We start from the raw sequence: 15,109 nt of genomic DNA on the forward strand, positions 1-15,109 counted from the left end.
AAACCAACCTGAGTAACATGAATCGTTCCATTCGTAAAGTAGCCGTTCTTGGTTCCGGCATTATGGGCTCGCGTATTGCGTGCCACTTTGCCAATATAGGTGTGGAAGTCCTGATGCTGGACATCGTCCCGAAAGACCTTTCGGATGCGGAAAAGGCAAAAGGCGTGACGACCGACCACCCGGCATTCCGCAACCGGATCGTCACCGAATCTTTTCAGCAAACGCTCAAAGCAACACCGGCGTCACTCTACAGCGCCGCATTTGCCTCCCGGATCAAACTCGGCAATTTTGAGGATAACCTGCCCGACATCAAGCATTACGACTGGGTCATCGAGGTGGTGGTGGAGCGACTTGATATTAAAAGAAGTCTTTATGAAAAAGTAGATGCGCTCCGCAAGCCGGGATCTCTGATTACCTCCAACACCTCAGGCATTCCCATTCACCTGATGGCAGAAGGTCGGAGCGACGATTTCAGGAAAAACTTTTGCGGCACGCACTTCTTCAATCCGCCACGCTACCTCCGCCTGCTGGAAATCATCCCTACCGCCAAAACGGATCAAAGCGTTATCGACTTCCTCATGCATTATGGAGAGCTGTTCCTGGGCAAAACAACCGTGTTGTGCAAGGATACGCCCGGATTCATTGCCAATCGGCTTGGTATTTACGCCTTGATCCAGACCATACGCGTAGCCGAAGAAATGGGACTCTCCGTCGATGAAGTAGATAAGCTGACCGGTCCTGTGGCCGGCAGACCTAAATCAGGAACATACCGTCTGTCGGATGTGGTCGGTCTCGACACGACCGTTCATGTCGCAAACAACCTCTATGCGTCCGGCGAAGGAAAGGACGAATCGCGCGACGCATTTGTTCTTCCCGGAATTATGCAAAAGCTTTTTGAAAACAGGTGGCTGGGCGACAAAACCGGGCAAGGTTTTTATAAAAAAGTTAAAGACGAAAAAGGTAAGTCCGTCATCCTGGCACTCGACTTCAAATCACTTGAATACGTCCCTTCGGGCAAAGTAAAGTTCGAGACGCTGGAAGGCACTAAGGCCATTGGTGAGGTTTCCAAACGCTTTGCTGTTCTCCTTGCCGGGAAAGACAAGGCAGGTGAATTTTACAGAAAGACATTCGCAGACATTTTCCGGTACGCCACTTTTCGCATTCCAGAAATCTCAGATGAGATATTTCGCATAGATCAGGCCATTTCCGCAGGCTTTGGCTGGCAATACGGACTTTTTGAAACCTGGGATGCTATCGGCGTGAGGGATATGCTGGCAATCATGGAATCGCTTGATCTCAAACCGGCAACGTGGGTCTATGAGATGCTTTCCACCGGTAACGAGTCTTTCTACAAAGTGGAAAAAGGCAAGCGGTTCTATTATGACATCCCTTCTAAATCCTATCAAAAGGTCCCGGGTCAGGACAGCTTTATCCTGCTGAGTAATCTTTCGGACAATATCGTCTGGAAAAATGCAGGGGCGAATCTGTACGACATCGGCGACGGTATCCTGAACCTGGAATTCAAGTCTAAAATGAATACCATGGGTGCAGAGGTCATCGAAGGCATTCAGAAAAGCATCAGCATGGCAGAAAAAGATTTCCGCGGGCTGGTGATCGGAAATGAAGCCAATGAAGCATTTTCAGCCGGAGCAAACCTGGCGATGCTTTTTATGTTTGCGATCGAACAGGAATTCGACGAGATCAATATGGTCATCGCGCAATTCCAGCAAACGATGATGCGCGCGCGTTACTCGTCCATCCCGGTCGTAGTGGCCCCGCATACGCTCGCACTCGGGGGCGGCTGTGAACTTACCCTGCACGCCGACAAGGTCGTGGCACATGCCGAGACTTATATAGGGTTAGTAGAATTTGGCGTGGGGCTGATACCGGCAGGTGGTGGAACCAAGGAAATGGCGCTCCGTTGCTCGGATCTTTACCAGACCGGTGACCCCGAGTTGAATATTCTCCAGAATGCATTCATGAACATCGCACAAGCCAAAGTATCGACTTCCGCCCAGGAAGCCAGAGAAATGAACTATCTCCAGGAAAAGGACCAGATTGTGCTCAACCGTTCAAGACTCATTGCCGAGGCCAAACAGGCGGCCATTGACCTCGCGGAAAACGGCTATACCCAACCTAAGCACCGGAACGATATTAAAGTACAGGGTAAAACCGGTATTGCGCTTTTTATGGCGGGTATTACACAAATGCGCCTGGCTAATTACATTACCGACCACGACGCGAAAATCGCCGGTAAACTTGCGTATGTGATCAACGGAGGGGACCTCAGCTACCCGCAGCAGGTGACAGAGCAATATCTGATCGACCTGGAACGCGAAGCATTCTTGTCCCTTTGCGGAGAGAAGAAGACATTGGAAAGAATGCAGGGGCTGCTCAACGGCGGAAAACCACCGCGAAACTGATAAGGGAATTATTGTTTACCCAATTTATGTTCTGTTGGATAGGATATTTGTTGGAAAATTCGAAATTTAGAACTTTTCAACGCAAATATTCCCCAAAACCGGTACATCTTTACGCTTGCTGACCCCAAAAGTCCATTTGATCAACAATGATTTCAAAAAAAGCTAAATACGCGCTGAAAGCCCTGAAAGTTTTGGCGGAACAATACGGAAAAGGCCCGGTATTGATCTCTTATATTGCTGAAAAAGAGAAAATTCCGAAGAAATTCCTGGAAGCAATCCTGCTTGATCTCCGGAACAACGGCGTATTGCAGAGCCAAAAAGGAAAAGGCGGTGGCTACCTGTTGCGGGTACCGCCGGGAGAAGTCAATTTTTCCAAAGTACTAAGGATCATCGATGGGCCTATTGCACCTGCGCTCTGCGTTTCCATGTTTTTCTACGGCAAATGCGATGACTGCAAGGACGAAGAAACATGCAGTCTGCGCACCGTGCTCGAAAGATGGCGCGACGCTAACCTGGCAGTACTTGACAAGACAACTCTGAACGATTTATTACAGGCTGAAAATGCCGCATCGCCAGATATCCTGTCATAAACCTGCGCGCTCTCTGCGGATGAACAGACGAACATCGTCGAAGTCACCGGCTAAGACATAATGATTACGGATATATTGATTTAACTCAGGGTAACTTTCGATACCCTGAGTTTTTTTGTCCTGCACCCAGACGCTATTTTTTCCCACCGCATCCAGTATAAATGCAGGCTTGGTTCTTTCCAGATCCGACATGTAACGGTTCCGGTAGATCTCGCGCATGGGATGTTCAAAAATAGAGCGCTCGGAATGGTTCTCGGCAGTTCCCTCCGCCAATTGTGCCTCGACATAGTAACCGCACTGCCATCCCCAGACGACCATATAGTCACCCTTACGGCTCCTTTTCCGGATTTCCCTGACCACCGGGCTTTGCCGGAGTTTCGTAGCTTCTACCGAGTTAAAACTATTTAACTGCCGCTCCTTCACAAAATGCAATGCATCGTTCCCCAGGAACCACGCCAGCAACGCTACGGGAAATGCCAGCGACCACTTCCCCAGGCCGGACAATCCATATGCGGCTAGCAACGTCCACGGAATAATGCAGAAGTTTAGGTAATGTATAAAATCGTTCCCCGACTTTGTGACAGCAAAAACACTTACCATAACCAACGCGAGAATGCTAAGCGGAAGCCCCATGTCTTTCTTCCCGGGCACGGCGAAGCGTAAGATCCGGACCAGCCCATTTAGCATCGGGACGATCAATACCAACGTAAAAAGTTGAAAATCGGGAGTGAGGAGGAAAATCCTGGAAAACTGAGATGGAATGTTCAGAAAACCACTCCCCCCGGCATATATCGCATTACCCAGAATATAAAAGTCGATCAAATCTTTGAAAACGTGAAAGCTGATCGTAAATACTAAAAAAAGGACTGGTACTGAAAGCCCCCCCAGAACCAATGCCAATGCACCACGCGGGTCCCTGCTCTGCCGGAACTGCTGGTAGCAAATCCAGGCCGCATCTAAAACCAATACGATTGCTAACGGTACTGCCTGAAGTTTCGCAAAGGGAACGGCGCCCGCCACAAAACCGAGAAAATATAACTCAGCCTTCGACGAGGTAATCTGAGGATCGAGCCGCGAAAGCAGCCACAGGCACAACGCCAATAGAAAAACGGGAAGTTGCTCGCTCGAATAATGGACGAAGTCGACTTCCTGTGTGAATGCCAGAAAAAAAAGCGGCAAGACCGAAACCCAGCGTGCCGTGGTTTCTCCGAACCAGTTTTTGATAGCCGAAAACAACAAAAGCCACGCACCAGCCACACACAGCAGGCCCATCGCGCGACCGGCTATATAATCAATTTGAAAACCTAGGAGCCCGGGAACAGTCAACAGGTAATTGTCCAGCGGACCAATCGTCGTCCCGTCGACAGAACGCCAGTATACAGGGTCTTGCAGGAGCGTAATGGCATGGCTAAGCATCTGGCTCTCGTCCACGTTGAGCTCCCGGTTGAATACTATCACCGGTAAACGCATCGCGACTAATAGCAGCGATCCAGCGATCAGATAAACTCTGGATGAAAATGGTTTGCAATAGGCGGCAAAAATGACAAAACAGGCTAATGTATAGCCTATCAACCAATAGACGGTCGGTGAATTGTCAAAACTGATCATGCTCAGATTAGCTAAACGACTCTACCTTTTCGACAAAGTCGCGGTAATGAACGGCCGGGATAAAATGCTGCTGAGACCGGTACTGCAGCACCATGAACACCAGAAACAACGAAATCAGAAACGACTGCAGCATCAGGATCATCAGCGTGCTGCCCAATGTAGAAGCCCAGCCCGGTGTCGCATTCCCGATCAGTTTCAGGAAGAGAATAAAGAAAATGAATGCGATCGCAACTCCCGACATGAATAATGAGAAAATCAGGATACGCACGGCGGTAGTGTCCACCATGACCGAAATAGCACTCAAACCGTGCAAGACAAGCGACACGAAATTCATCTTGCTTTCACCTGCCAGTCTTTTGGCACGGTTCGTGAGCACTGAATCGTACGGTATCCGTGATTTAATAACGCCACCGGGATAATTGTTCCAGATCTCGGAAACGCGTACGAGATTTTGCAAGCGGCTTTGCGGAACCAGGCTAAAATTACCGAACGTAATTACTTTACCGGTCAGCAGCTTGAATACATATTTATAAATAATGTAGAATGACTTGAACAGCAAGCCTTCGGTTCGTTTGTTCCTTTCAGCGAAAATAATCTTATCCGGCTCCTCAATGGATCGGGCGGCCAGTTTGTTGATATCCCCGGGCGCGTCTTCGCCATCGGCATCCATTACGATCACCTTATCGGCTTTCATATGCTCCGCTGCATACGAAAGACCAATGGCAATGGCCTTCTGGTGACCGAGGTTGCGGTACAACCGTACTACTTTCAGTTCTTTCCCCCCGAAAGAAGCAAATGGCTGAGTCCTCGCCCGGGACGAGCAGTCGTCAACAATGAGCAATGTGGTATTTTGAAGGATCGGAGTATTTAAATCCGCATTTATCTTCTGTATCAGCAGATTCAGTGCCTCCCAGTCATTGAATTGGGGAATAATAATGACGAAATTTTCAGGCATGGGAGAGAGTTAAGATGCCTCCGGAAGGGTTTTTCCGGAGGCTCTGAATGACTTAAACCGTTTTTACTCCCAGTCGGGAAGAAATTCCGTCATGGATCTGGGTCAGTGTCTCAACCAGTCCATATTCCCAATTCCAGTCCGGATAGTGCGACTTGAATTTAGAGAGGTCGCTCACATACCAGATATGGTCTCCGATCCGGTTGGTTTCTGAGTAAGAATAAGAAAGTTTGTTTCCGGTGATCTGCTCACACAATGCAATGGCTTCCAGCATAGAACAGTTCGCAAAACGGCCTCCACCGGCGTTGTACACCTCACCCGGGCGTGGGTTTTGGTAAAAGTGCCAGAACATGTTTACCAGGTCATGGCTGTGAATGTTGTCGCGGACTTGTTTGCCCTTATAACCGAAAATAGTGTAGTGTGTTCCGGTAATTGCACATTTCATAAGATAAGCCAGGAAGCCGTGGAGCTGCGCACCGGAGTGATTAGGCCCTGTAAGGCACCCTCCGCGGAAAACAGCCGTCTTCATGCCGAAATACCGGCCATACTCCTGCACCATGATATCAGCGGCTACCTTTGAAGCGCCAAAAATCGAGTGTTTCGTATGATCGATACTGTGGTTTTCGTCGATTCCATTCACAAAATAAGGGTGGTTCTCGTCGATTTCCCAGCGTGTCTCGAGTTCCACCAATGGAAGGTAGTTTGGATTATCCCCGTAGACTTTATTAGTCGATGTAAAAATGAATACGGCCTCAGGCGCATGCAGACGGGTCATTTCCAGCATATTCAATGTTCCTGTAGCATTTACGCTGAAATCGGTGAATGGCTCACGGGCGGCCCAGTCATGGCTTGGCTGCGCGGCTGCGTGGACGATCATCTTTATGTCCGTTCCGTATTCCTTGAAAATAGGTTCAAGCTGGCTTACTTCCCGTATATCTGCAGAATAATGCTTGTAGTTGCCATAAGCGTCCTCGATCCTGTTACGGTTCCATTCCGTATTTCCATCGGCTCCGAAGAAATATTGCCGAAGGTTATTATCAACACCAATGACCAGATCAAACTTGTCAGCCAAAAAAGCAACCGATTCACTTCCAATCAGTCCGGCAGAGCCGGTTACCAAAGCTATGTTCATGTTTAGAATACTTTTAATTGCTTGTTCTTTTCTAAAAATTTGGATTCAACCTGCCTCGAATACGTAAAGTAAATTAAAAATGTTCAATTGTCACAACTTCAGTTACTCAATGGAAGCAAGCCAAAGGGATAATACGCATTAGGCTGTATTGAAATTGTTCAATCGGAAAAATCAGCGTCAAAAAAAAGATATCCCCATTTTGTGGGGATATCTCATATATTTTCTCAATGAATGGCTACTATTCTTTAACCAGTGAGCTTGGAATCTTACCACCGTACAACTTGGCACGGATATCGTTCACACGAGCATCCAGCTCAGGTTTTGCGTCATATTTGAATGACATCTGGCGCGGAAGGGAATCAGGACTTACTCCGTAAACCCACTCGTTACCAACATTCAAGTCTTTCTGATCCTTCTGATTAAACTTTTGGTATTCACAGGAAGAAAGAAGAGCCAGACACGCAACAAAAGCAACTATTTTATTGAATTTCATTTCTTTGATCGTTCATAGTATTGTGCGCAAAAATAACCGCCAATTTCATAACCACCAAATTGTGGGTTACTGAAATATCATTTTTTTAATTCCGTCAGTTCGTCCCGAACAAACTGCATCAATTCGGCGATATGCTGCTCTGAAAAATCAAATGGAATGTGGGCTGCCTGATAAATTTCTCCAATGGTAGCGGTATAGCCCAATTTCAACGCATCCAGGTATCCTTTCAGTCCGCTTGCCGGGTTCTGACGGTAATTTTTCCACACTCCGATCGCACCCAGCTGCGCGATACCGTATTCGATGTAATAGAACGGGACTTCGTAGATATGCAACTGACGTTGCCACAGGTACTTTTTGAAATTTTCCAATCCCGACCAATCCATGACCGTGTCCGTAAACTCTTCATAAATGCGGGTCCAGGCCTCTGTGCGCTGCTCCGGCGTATGCTGCGGATTTTCATACATCCAATGCTGGAATTTGTCTACCGTAGCGACCCAGGGAAGCGTTTCGATGATCGACTCGAGGTGTGTGATCTTCGCGCGTTTCAGATCCTCCTCATTTTCAAAGAATTCGTCCCAGAAATCCATCGTGATCAACTCCATGGACATGGACGCCAATTCGGCTACCTCCGATGGTGTATGCTTGAACGAGTTCAATGCAAGGTTCCGCGTAACGAGCGAATGCACGGCGTGCCCGCCTTCGTGTAGGAGTGTGACCATATCCCGGAGGTTTGAAGTCGCATTCATGAAGATGAACGGAACCCCGATCTCATCCAGCGGATAGTTATAACCGCCCGGAGCTTTACCTTTCCTTGATTCCAGATCCAGGTGTTTCATGGTTTTCATGATACGCAGACAGTCTCCCAGGAACGGATCGAGGCGCGAAAAACAGCGGATCGTTTTATCCAGCAACTCTTCACCGGTTTCAAAAGGTTTCAATGGCGGCAAACCTTTCGGATCCACCTTGGTGTCCCACGGACGCAGCTGCTCCACTTGCAGTGCCGCTTTCCGTTCCGCTGCCATTTCGTTCAGAATAGGTACGACGGCCTTCTTCACTGAGCCATGAAAATTGAAGCAGTCCTCGGGTGTGTAGTCGAACCGGCCCATGGCTGCAAACATGTAATCGCGGTAATTCGCAAAACCTGCATTGCGTCCTACCGTGTCGCGAAGCCTGACCAGCTGGTTCAAAAGATCATCCAGTTTTCCGTAATCCTCATAACGCCTACCGCTGATGGCCCTCCATGCCTCTTCACGTACACTCCGGTCGATCGACTGCAGACGATCGGCAGCACGCTGCAACGTCATTTCCTCCCCGTCGAGCGTCACGGTCATTGCCCCGGCGATAGCACCGTATTTGCGCTCTTCGGTCTGCATTTCCGTAATCACCGGAATATTCTCCTCCCTGAAAATCTCGATTGCTTTTTTCATTCCGCGCAATGTAATCGCAAAACCAGGTTCGGTCAGCGCGGTCAGAAACGGGTTATCGACCACTTTTTTGTCCAGCGCGTTACCATACTCCGCCAGCTTAGGCTGGATTTCAGTGATAAAGAACTGCAATGCATTGATAAGGCCTGTATTGGCTGTGTCGCAAGTCTGACGGATGTAACGCCAGGCAAAATTTTCAGACAGATAGGATTCTATTTCGCTGCGGTCCGAAAACCATTGACGAAGATCCTCGACGGATTTAATTTCCCTGTTTTTAAGATTTTCGAAGAATGGCTGCACATCGTCCCATTTCTTCAGATCAAATTCCTCTCCGATAAATGGTCTCCGGGACCGGCTAGGTATATGAAGTGTTTCCTGATTGGTCATATAAACAAAACTGCAATGTTGAAATTCAAATTTAAGCGGGAAATACTCTAAAATAATGGCCATCATCAAAGAAAAGACCTGGAACGGATTTATTCACCCAGCTTGCGAAGGCTGAGCTCTGCCGTCAGCCGGGCGTCCCTCACCACAGGCTTCCGAGGCATTAACCGGGGTAGGGTGTTGTGAAATCCTGATACTTCATAGTTCAAGTCACTGAAAGATAACTTCCGAAAACTATTAAAAATTCAATCGCTACAACTTTGTCCGCTCCGGCTGCGTGACATCCGTCAGGTTATCGGTGACCACGTTTTCCGTTTCCTGAATGTTATTGAATGCATATTCCATTTTACTGCGATCAAACTCCTTTTCGTTGTTGGCAAGCCATATAGTCGCCACGCCATTACCGATGAAATTCGTGATAGCACGCGCTTCGGACATAAAACGGTCTACGCCCAACAGCAATGCGAGCCCCTCGACAGGGATCACCTTAATGGCCGTCAGTGTAGAGGCCAGTACTACAAACCCGCTTCCGGTGACTCCTGCCGCACCTTTGGAAGTAACCATCAATATCCCGATCAGCGAGAATATCTGACCGATATTCAGATGTACATTGAACACCTGTGCCAGAAAGATGGTAGCCATTGAGAGATAGATCGTTGTCCCGTCCAGGTTGAATGAGTAGCCTGCCGGCACCACCAACCCCACCACCGGTTTGGAACAACCCATTCGCTCCAGCTTGGCCATGAGCGAAGGCAAACCTGCTTCGGAAGACGACGTTCCCAGCACGATCAGCAACTCCTCCCGGATGTATTTCAGGTAACGCCACAGACTGATCTTGTAAGTCCGCAAAATCAATCCGAGTATCCCGAAGATAAAAACAGCCATCGTCGCATACACCGTTCCCATTAGTTTCGCGAGTGGCAGCAAGGTATCAATACCATACTTCCCGATCGTGAACGCCATTCCCCCGAATGCACCGATCGGCGCAAAAATCATGACCAGGTGCAATGCACGGAAAACGTACTTGGAACAAAAATTAAGTCCGTCAATAATGCGCTGCTTTCCGCCGTACTTACTCAGGACAGATCCCAGCACAAGTGAGAATAGCAAAACCTGCAGTGTGACATTATCCAGAAAAAACTGCATCCAGCTAAAATCATGGCTTTTGCCGGCAAATTTGGATATATCGCCCTTTTCGAGCGAATCCGTCACCACACCAACTCCCGGACGGATGATATTCGCCACAATGATCCCGACCACCAATGCAAGTGTCGTTACAACCTCGAAATACAGCAGCGCCTTGGCCCCTACCTTACCGACCTTTTTCAGGTCGCCCATGCCCACAATGCCCAGCGTGATGGTCAGAAAGATGATCGGATTGATGAACACTTTGACGACTGAAATGAACCCGTCGCCCAGCCATTTCATCTTCACCGCCTCATCAGGGAAGTAATGACCTAGCAATGCTCCACAGGTGATGGCGGTAAGGACCCAGAAGGTCAGATTGGTAAGAAGCTTTTTCAATGGTATAGGAAAGAGGTAGTTAGTATAGGAGTTCTCCCAGAGATAGTTGGGTAAGCTTTCAATATACAATAATAAAAAGTCTGAGAGAGGTTTTCTGAATGAATAGCGTAATTTTTTATCAACTATTTATACTTGGTCTAAATTAATAAATTATATTTGCCCCTTACAAATGGAGAACGGCGAAATTCAGGAAGGTATTTTTTACTTGATCATTAGCAGGCTATGCAGAACGATTCGCATTCATACAACTCATTACGGATTTTGAGCCACACCCTGAAAGGCTATATCGGGCAATGCAACTGCTGCACCCACTTTAATTTTGCCTATGGTAATGTACTCTTTGTATTTACGGAAGATGGCCTGAGGGGGTTTCAATCGGTGCTTCACGATCCATACCATATCCATAGCCTGGGGGAGGAATTACCCCATGGCAAAACCCATCTGCTACCATCACCCATTCCGAATTTCATGCTTTCATTTGACAATGAAGAGCTGGAAGAAATCAGAGGGTTGTTTCAGGAAGCACTTTTGGTACTGGAAGTGGACAAGATATTCGCGGACAAAAAATAAGTATTCAATGCAGTTAACAAGATTTGCCCTTTTCTTTTTTCTCTTCCTTTCGGGCGGCGGGATTGCCTGTGCCACCCAGGCGCTACGGATCGTATCCGCAAACGGAACGCTGAGCGAAATTTTAGTAGGACTCGGTCTCGAAAAACAGATAGTCGGTGTGGATGTCACCAGTACTTTCCCCACCTCGCTGGAAAAGCTCCCGAAAATCGGTCACAACCGAAGCATTGCAGCCGAAGGTATTCTCACCCTGAATCCCGACGTGATCGTTTACACCGACCAAAGCATGCTTTCGCCAGCTGTGGTGAAGCAACTGAACAGCAGTGGAAAAAAGGTGGTCGCATTCAAACATGAATATTCGGAGGAAGGAGCTATCAGACTCATCCGGGACGTAGGTGCCTATTTCAACGCCAAGCCTCAGGCCGAAAAAATGGTCAGGTCGTTACAGGCCGATCTTGCGAAAATTCCCTCACCGGCGATCTCCAAGAAATTACTCTTCATATATGCGCGCGGAACGGGAACGCTCATGGTCTCGGGCATGGGAACGTCGCTGGACAAAATCTTTGCTTTGGCCGGACACAAAAACGCTGTCAGCGGCTTCAATGATTTCAAACCACTGACCGCCGAATCTCTCGTTATCGCGAACCCGGACGTACTGGTTCTGTTTTCCAGCGGACTCGAAAGCCTGGAAGGAATGGAGGGTTTGCTCCGGGTCCCGGGCATTGGGAATACTAATGCAGGAAGGAATAAAAAGGTCGTGTCGATGGACGGTCAGCTGTTGACCGGCTTTGGCCCCAGGCTAGGCAAGGCCGCTCTTGAACTTTCTCAAAAAGTAAAATAAAGAACAATGCTGGCAGAAACGGTCAACAAGCAGGAAATCAGAAACGAAAGGTCTGCCCAACATCACATTTTGCCATCTTCAACAGGTAAAATGGCGGGAATACTGGGAGCAGCTCTTCTGGCCTCCGTTATATTTTCTGCCTGCACAGGAGCTTTGCCCATTTCTCTTGGAGAACTGTCCAATATTATCGCCTACAAGCTGGGGCTGATCGCTGAAATTAATGTGGATGAACAAAAATCGATCGTTTTCTGGATCATCCGCCTGCCCCGGGTATGCCTGGCCGTACTGATCGGCGCTGGCCTGGGCATTGCGGGCGCATCGCTGCAGGGGCTTTTCCGCAACCCAATCGCCGATTCCACATTGATCGGGGTCACATCCGGCGCCTCGCTGTTTGCAGTCTTTGTCATGATGCTCAACGTTAAATATTTCGGAATGCTGCACGAGCTTGCCGGCACGTACAGCATTTCTTTTGTGGCCTTCCTGGGCGCCGCGGCTACCACGTTCCTGGTTTATCAGCTTTCCAAAGTTACCGGAGAAGGCGGCGTTACCACATTGCTCCTTTGCGGAATCGCTATCAATGCGTTCGTAGGGGCCATGACCGGCCTTATGACCTACCTCGCCGACGATGCCCAGCTTCGCAGCATTACATTCTGGAACCTGGGCAGCCTCGGAGGGGCCAACTGGACATCTGTCATGGCTGTTGCCCCATTTGTGGCGATCTCTGTACTCTTCATGCCTTATCTTTCAAAAGCATTGAATCTCCTGGTGCTGGGCGAGAGCCAGGCCGCCGGACTCGGTGTAAATATGAAGGCACTGAAACAAAAAGTCATTATCCTTGCCACTATGGGCGTGGGCGCGTCTGTGGCAGTTGCTGGAACGATCGGTTTCGTGGGACTGGTGGTTCCTCACATTATACGCACAATATTCGGGCCCAATCACCGGACATTACTGATCGGCTCTGCACTGGGCGGGGCCATCGTACTCACTCTTGCCGATACCATTTCCAGAACCATCGTTGCTCCTTCCGAGCTGCCGATCGGCATTCTTACAGCATTACTGGGCACGCCGTTCTTCATTTACATTCTCTGGGAACAAAAACGGAAGCGACTATGATACAGGTGCAAAATGCCGGATTTGAGGTACGGGGACGTAAGTTACTCGACCAGGTGAGCTTCTCAGTCCATCCAGGAGAGTTCTGGGCGATCGTCGGCGCAAATGGCGCTGGAAAATCGACGCTGATCAAACTCCTTTCAGCAGAACTGGCGGCGACTTCGGGTTCGGTATGCTTCCATGGGAGAGAATTAAGAAAATATAAACTCAAAGAATTGGCAAAAAAACGGGCCGTCCTCTCCCAACAGAACGCCATCTCCCTTTCATTCACAGTTCAGGAGATCGTTCTCATGGGCCGCTATCCGTTTTACGACACCGACCCCACCCAGCGCGACCTGGCCATTGTGGATCTTTGCCTGAGAAAAGTCGGTATAGGGCATTTGAAAAAACGTTCATACCCAACGCTATCCGGTGGTGAGCAGCAACGCGTCCAACTGGCCCGCGCATTGGCGCAGGTGTGGGAAATCGAAAACGGCCTCCTGCTGCTCGACGAGCCTACTACCGGAATGGATTTGCTGCATCAATATGAGACGTTCCAACTGGCGAGGGAACTCAGTGGCAGAGGCTTCGCAGTCGTTGCCGTCATCCACGACCTGAACCAGGCTCTTCAATATGCCGATTCAGTACTGATGCTGAAAGACGGTCAAATGCGGGCAACCGGCTCACCCGAGGCGGTACTGACCGAACGATCTATCCATGAAGCTTTTGGCTTGCCGGTGCAGATTATCCAGTCCGGCCCCATGCCGTATCCGGTCATTGTGCCGAACATGGCTCCTGTTTCATACAATACTCCTGATTTATAAACTATTAAATAATAGCAAGACATGAAGTCAACCCTTTCACCGGACAGAACTGAATTGAAAGAACGCTGGGCAGAGTTTAACCTGGCCAACCCGAAAACACGCATTCGTGACGCGGCGAAAGCTCTCAACACCTCGGAAGCAGAACTACTGGCCACAGGATTGGGAGAGAATGTACAGCTGCTGAGCGGCGATTTCAGAGAGCTTATCAAGGAAATGGGCTCTCTGGGCCATGTGATGGCACTTACGCGCAATGATCACGTCGTGCACGAACGCAAGGGCGTTTACGAAAAAATATCCTTTAACAACCACGTCGGGCTGGTACTCGGCGAGGATATCGATCTCCGGCTGTTCCTGGGCGACTGGAAATTTGGTTTCGCAGTGTCGGAAAATGACCGTTTCAGTCTGCAGTTCTTCAATAGTTTCGGAGAAGCGGCCCACAAAATATATCTGACCGAAAAGAGCAATAAGCAGGCTTATGACACATTGGTAACCAAATACCTGTCCGTGGAACAGGATGTTAATCTGTTTGTCAGCGAAAAAGTGGTAAAAGCCGGCGAATCCGACGGACCCCTGGACATCGACAAGGCGGCATTTCAGGCGGAGTGGCTTGCCCTGAAAGACACACACGACTTTTTTACATTGCTCCGCAAGTACAAACTATCCCGGAAACAGGCATTACACCATGCTCCCGAAGGCTATGCGTACCGCATTAAGCCGGAAAGCATGAAACTGGTTTTTGACGCAGTGTCGGACACTGAACTGCCGATTATGGTATTCGTCTCCAACCCAAACTGCATTCAGATCCATACCGGCCCGATTAAAAAGATATTTGTAATGGGACCCTGGCTGAACATCATGGACCCGGAATTTAATCTGCATTTGCGAGAGGACGCCATCGACGAAGCCTGGGTTGTCAGAAAGCCGACCGATGACGGGATCGTTACGGGCATCGAACTGATCGACAAAGATGGAGTCATGTTCAACCAGTTTTTCGGAAAACGCAAACCAGGAATTCCCGAGCTCGCTGCGTGGCCCGCTTTAATTGATCAGCACGTCATTAAAATCAACGAGGAGTAGTCCTGAAAAGATAAAATTTCGCCATAGTAATTAAAAATTGCCGGCTTCATCATGAGCCGGTTTTTTTTTGTTAACAATTATCTGTAAGTAAAAAAACAATTCAAAATAAATTTGCTAACATTTTTTATTTCATTTAATTATAACACATTAATATACAAGTATTTTACAATATTGTTTGGTA

The 15,109-nt window shown here is 48.5% G+C and carries 13 protein-coding genes; 7 read left to right on the forward strand and 6 right to left on the reverse strand.

Features of this window, described 5'->3' with window-relative positions; translation table 11 throughout:
* Nucleotides 1-17: 17 nt before the first annotated feature.
* The gene (locus BP71_RS26275) at nt 18-2,423 is read left to right on the forward strand and encodes a 3-hydroxyacyl-CoA dehydrogenase/enoyl-CoA hydratase family protein (RefSeq protein WP_496384544.1); all 2,406 of its coding nucleotides are present in this window, start codon (nt 18-20) and stop codon (nt 2,421-2,423) included.
* A 146-nt stretch (nt 2,424-2,569) separates the two neighbouring features.
* Complete coding sequence (locus tag BP71_RS26280; protein WP_496384545.1) at nt 2,570-3,013, forward strand: RrF2 family transcriptional regulator; 444 nt, start codon at nt 2,570-2,572, stop codon at nt 3,011-3,013.
* Here BP71_RS26280 and BP71_RS26285 read toward each other — a convergent pair.
* The 6 genes from BP71_RS26285 to dctA form a co-directional block, all read right to left on the reverse strand.
* Nucleotides 3,008-4,621: a hypothetical protein gene (locus BP71_RS26285; RefSeq protein WP_496384546.1), complete on the reverse strand. Its 1,614-nt coding sequence runs from the start codon at nt 4,619-4,621 to the stop codon at nt 3,008-3,010. The two genes, BP71_RS26280 and BP71_RS26285, sit on opposite strands and share 6 nt — an antisense overlap.
* A gap of 7 nt (nt 4,622-4,628) precedes the next feature.
* Complete coding sequence (locus BP71_RS26290) at nt 4,629-5,576, reverse strand: glycosyltransferase (RefSeq protein ID WP_496384547.1); 948 nt, start codon at nt 5,574-5,576, stop codon at nt 4,629-4,631.
* A gap of 52 nt (nt 5,577-5,628) precedes the next feature.
* Nucleotides 5,629-6,705 (reverse strand): NAD-dependent epimerase/dehydratase family protein, encoded by a 1,077-nt coding sequence (locus tag BP71_RS26295; protein WP_496384548.1) that lies wholly within the window; start codon nt 6,703-6,705, stop codon nt 5,629-5,631.
* A gap of 238 nt (nt 6,706-6,943) precedes the next feature.
* Nucleotides 6,944-7,198, reverse strand: coding sequence for a hypothetical protein (locus BP71_RS26300; protein WP_496384549.1), 255 nt, complete (start codon nt 7,196-7,198; stop codon nt 6,944-6,946).
* A 77-nt stretch (nt 7,199-7,275) separates the two neighbouring features.
* The gene (locus tag BP71_RS26305; protein WP_496384550.1) at nt 7,276-9,009 is read right to left on the reverse strand and encodes a M3 family oligoendopeptidase; all 1,734 of its coding nucleotides are present in this window, start codon (nt 9,007-9,009) and stop codon (nt 7,276-7,278) included.
* Nucleotides 9,010-9,258: 249 nt separating this feature from the next.
* On the reverse strand, nt 9,259-10,530 hold the full coding sequence (dctA, locus tag BP71_RS26310) for a C4-dicarboxylate transporter DctA (RefSeq protein ID WP_496384551.1): 1,272 nt from the start codon (nt 10,528-10,530) through the stop codon (nt 9,259-9,261).
* Between the two features lie 222 nt (nt 10,531-10,752).
* On the opposite strand from dctA, the gene BP71_RS26315 reads away from it, so the two are divergent.
* From BP71_RS26315 to BP71_RS26335, 5 genes are read left to right on the forward strand one after another with little or no spacing between them, the layout of a single operon-like run.
* Nucleotides 10,753-11,100 (forward strand): DUF6686 family protein, encoded by a 348-nt coding sequence (locus tag BP71_RS26315; protein ID WP_496384552.1) that lies wholly within the window; start codon nt 10,753-10,755, stop codon nt 11,098-11,100.
* Between the two features lie 7 nt (nt 11,101-11,107).
* The gene (locus BP71_RS26320; protein ID WP_496384553.1) at nt 11,108-11,938 is read left to right on the forward strand and encodes a heme/hemin ABC transporter substrate-binding protein; all 831 of its coding nucleotides are present in this window, start codon (nt 11,108-11,110) and stop codon (nt 11,936-11,938) included.
* Between the two features lie 6 nt (nt 11,939-11,944).
* Nucleotides 11,945-13,051 carry a FecCD family ABC transporter permease gene (locus BP71_RS26325; protein ID WP_496384554.1) on the forward strand — a complete coding sequence of 369 codons (1,107 nt, stop codon included), beginning with the start codon at nt 11,945-11,947 and terminating at the stop codon, nt 13,049-13,051.
* Nucleotides 13,048-13,851 carry a heme ABC transporter ATP-binding protein gene (locus BP71_RS26330; protein ID WP_496384555.1) on the forward strand — a complete coding sequence of 268 codons (804 nt, stop codon included), beginning with the start codon at nt 13,048-13,050 and terminating at the stop codon, nt 13,849-13,851. The genes BP71_RS26325 and BP71_RS26330 overlap by 4 nt, the downstream gene beginning before the upstream one ends.
* A 21-nt stretch (nt 13,852-13,872) precedes the next feature.
* Complete coding sequence (locus tag BP71_RS26335) at nt 13,873-14,928, forward strand: hemin-degrading factor (protein WP_496384556.1); 1,056 nt, start codon at nt 13,873-13,875, stop codon at nt 14,926-14,928.
* Nucleotides 14,929-15,109 lie beyond the last annotated feature (181 nt).

It is taken from the genome of Dyadobacter ginsengisoli DSM 21015 (assembly GCF_059568735.1).

Excerpts from the sequence above, each read along its gene's own strand:
- BP71_RS26275 (WP_496384544.1), top strand. The coding sequence starts at position 18 with ATGAATCGTTCCATTCGTAAAGTAGCCGTTCTTGGTTCCGGCATTATG.
- BP71_RS26295 (WP_496384548.1), bottom strand. The coding sequence starts at position 6,705 with ATGAACATAGCTTTGGTAACCGGCTCTGCCGGACTGATTGGAAGTGAA.
- BP71_RS26330 (WP_496384555.1), top strand. The coding sequence starts at position 13,048 with ATGATACAGGTGCAAAATGCCGGATTTGAGGTACGGGGACGTAAGTTA.
- BP71_RS26285 (WP_496384546.1), bottom strand. The coding sequence starts at position 4,621 with ATGATCAGTTTTGACAATTCACCGACCGTCTATTGGTTGATAGGCTAT.
- BP71_RS26315 (WP_496384552.1), top strand. The coding sequence starts at position 10,753 with ATGCAGAACGATTCGCATTCATACAACTCATTACGGATTTTGAGCCAC.
- BP71_RS26290 (WP_496384547.1), bottom strand. The coding sequence starts at position 5,576 with ATGCCTGAAAATTTCGTCATTATTATTCCCCAATTCAATGACTGGGAG.
- BP71_RS26325 (WP_496384554.1), top strand. The coding sequence starts at position 11,945 with ATGCTGGCAGAAACGGTCAACAAGCAGGAAATCAGAAACGAAAGGTCT.
- BP71_RS26335 (WP_496384556.1), top strand. The coding sequence starts at position 13,873 with ATGAAGTCAACCCTTTCACCGGACAGAACTGAATTGAAAGAACGCTGG.
- BP71_RS26320 (WP_496384553.1), top strand. The coding sequence starts at position 11,108 with ATGCAGTTAACAAGATTTGCCCTTTTCTTTTTTCTCTTCCTTTCGGGC.
- BP71_RS26305 (WP_496384550.1), bottom strand. The coding sequence starts at position 9,009 with ATGACCAATCAGGAAACACTTCATATACCTAGCCGGTCCCGGAGACCA.
- BP71_RS26300 (WP_496384549.1), bottom strand. The coding sequence starts at position 7,198 with ATGAAATTCAATAAAATAGTTGCTTTTGTTGCGTGTCTGGCTCTTCTT.
- BP71_RS26280 (WP_496384545.1), top strand. The coding sequence starts at position 2,570 with ATGATTTCAAAAAAAGCTAAATACGCGCTGAAAGCCCTGAAAGTTTTG.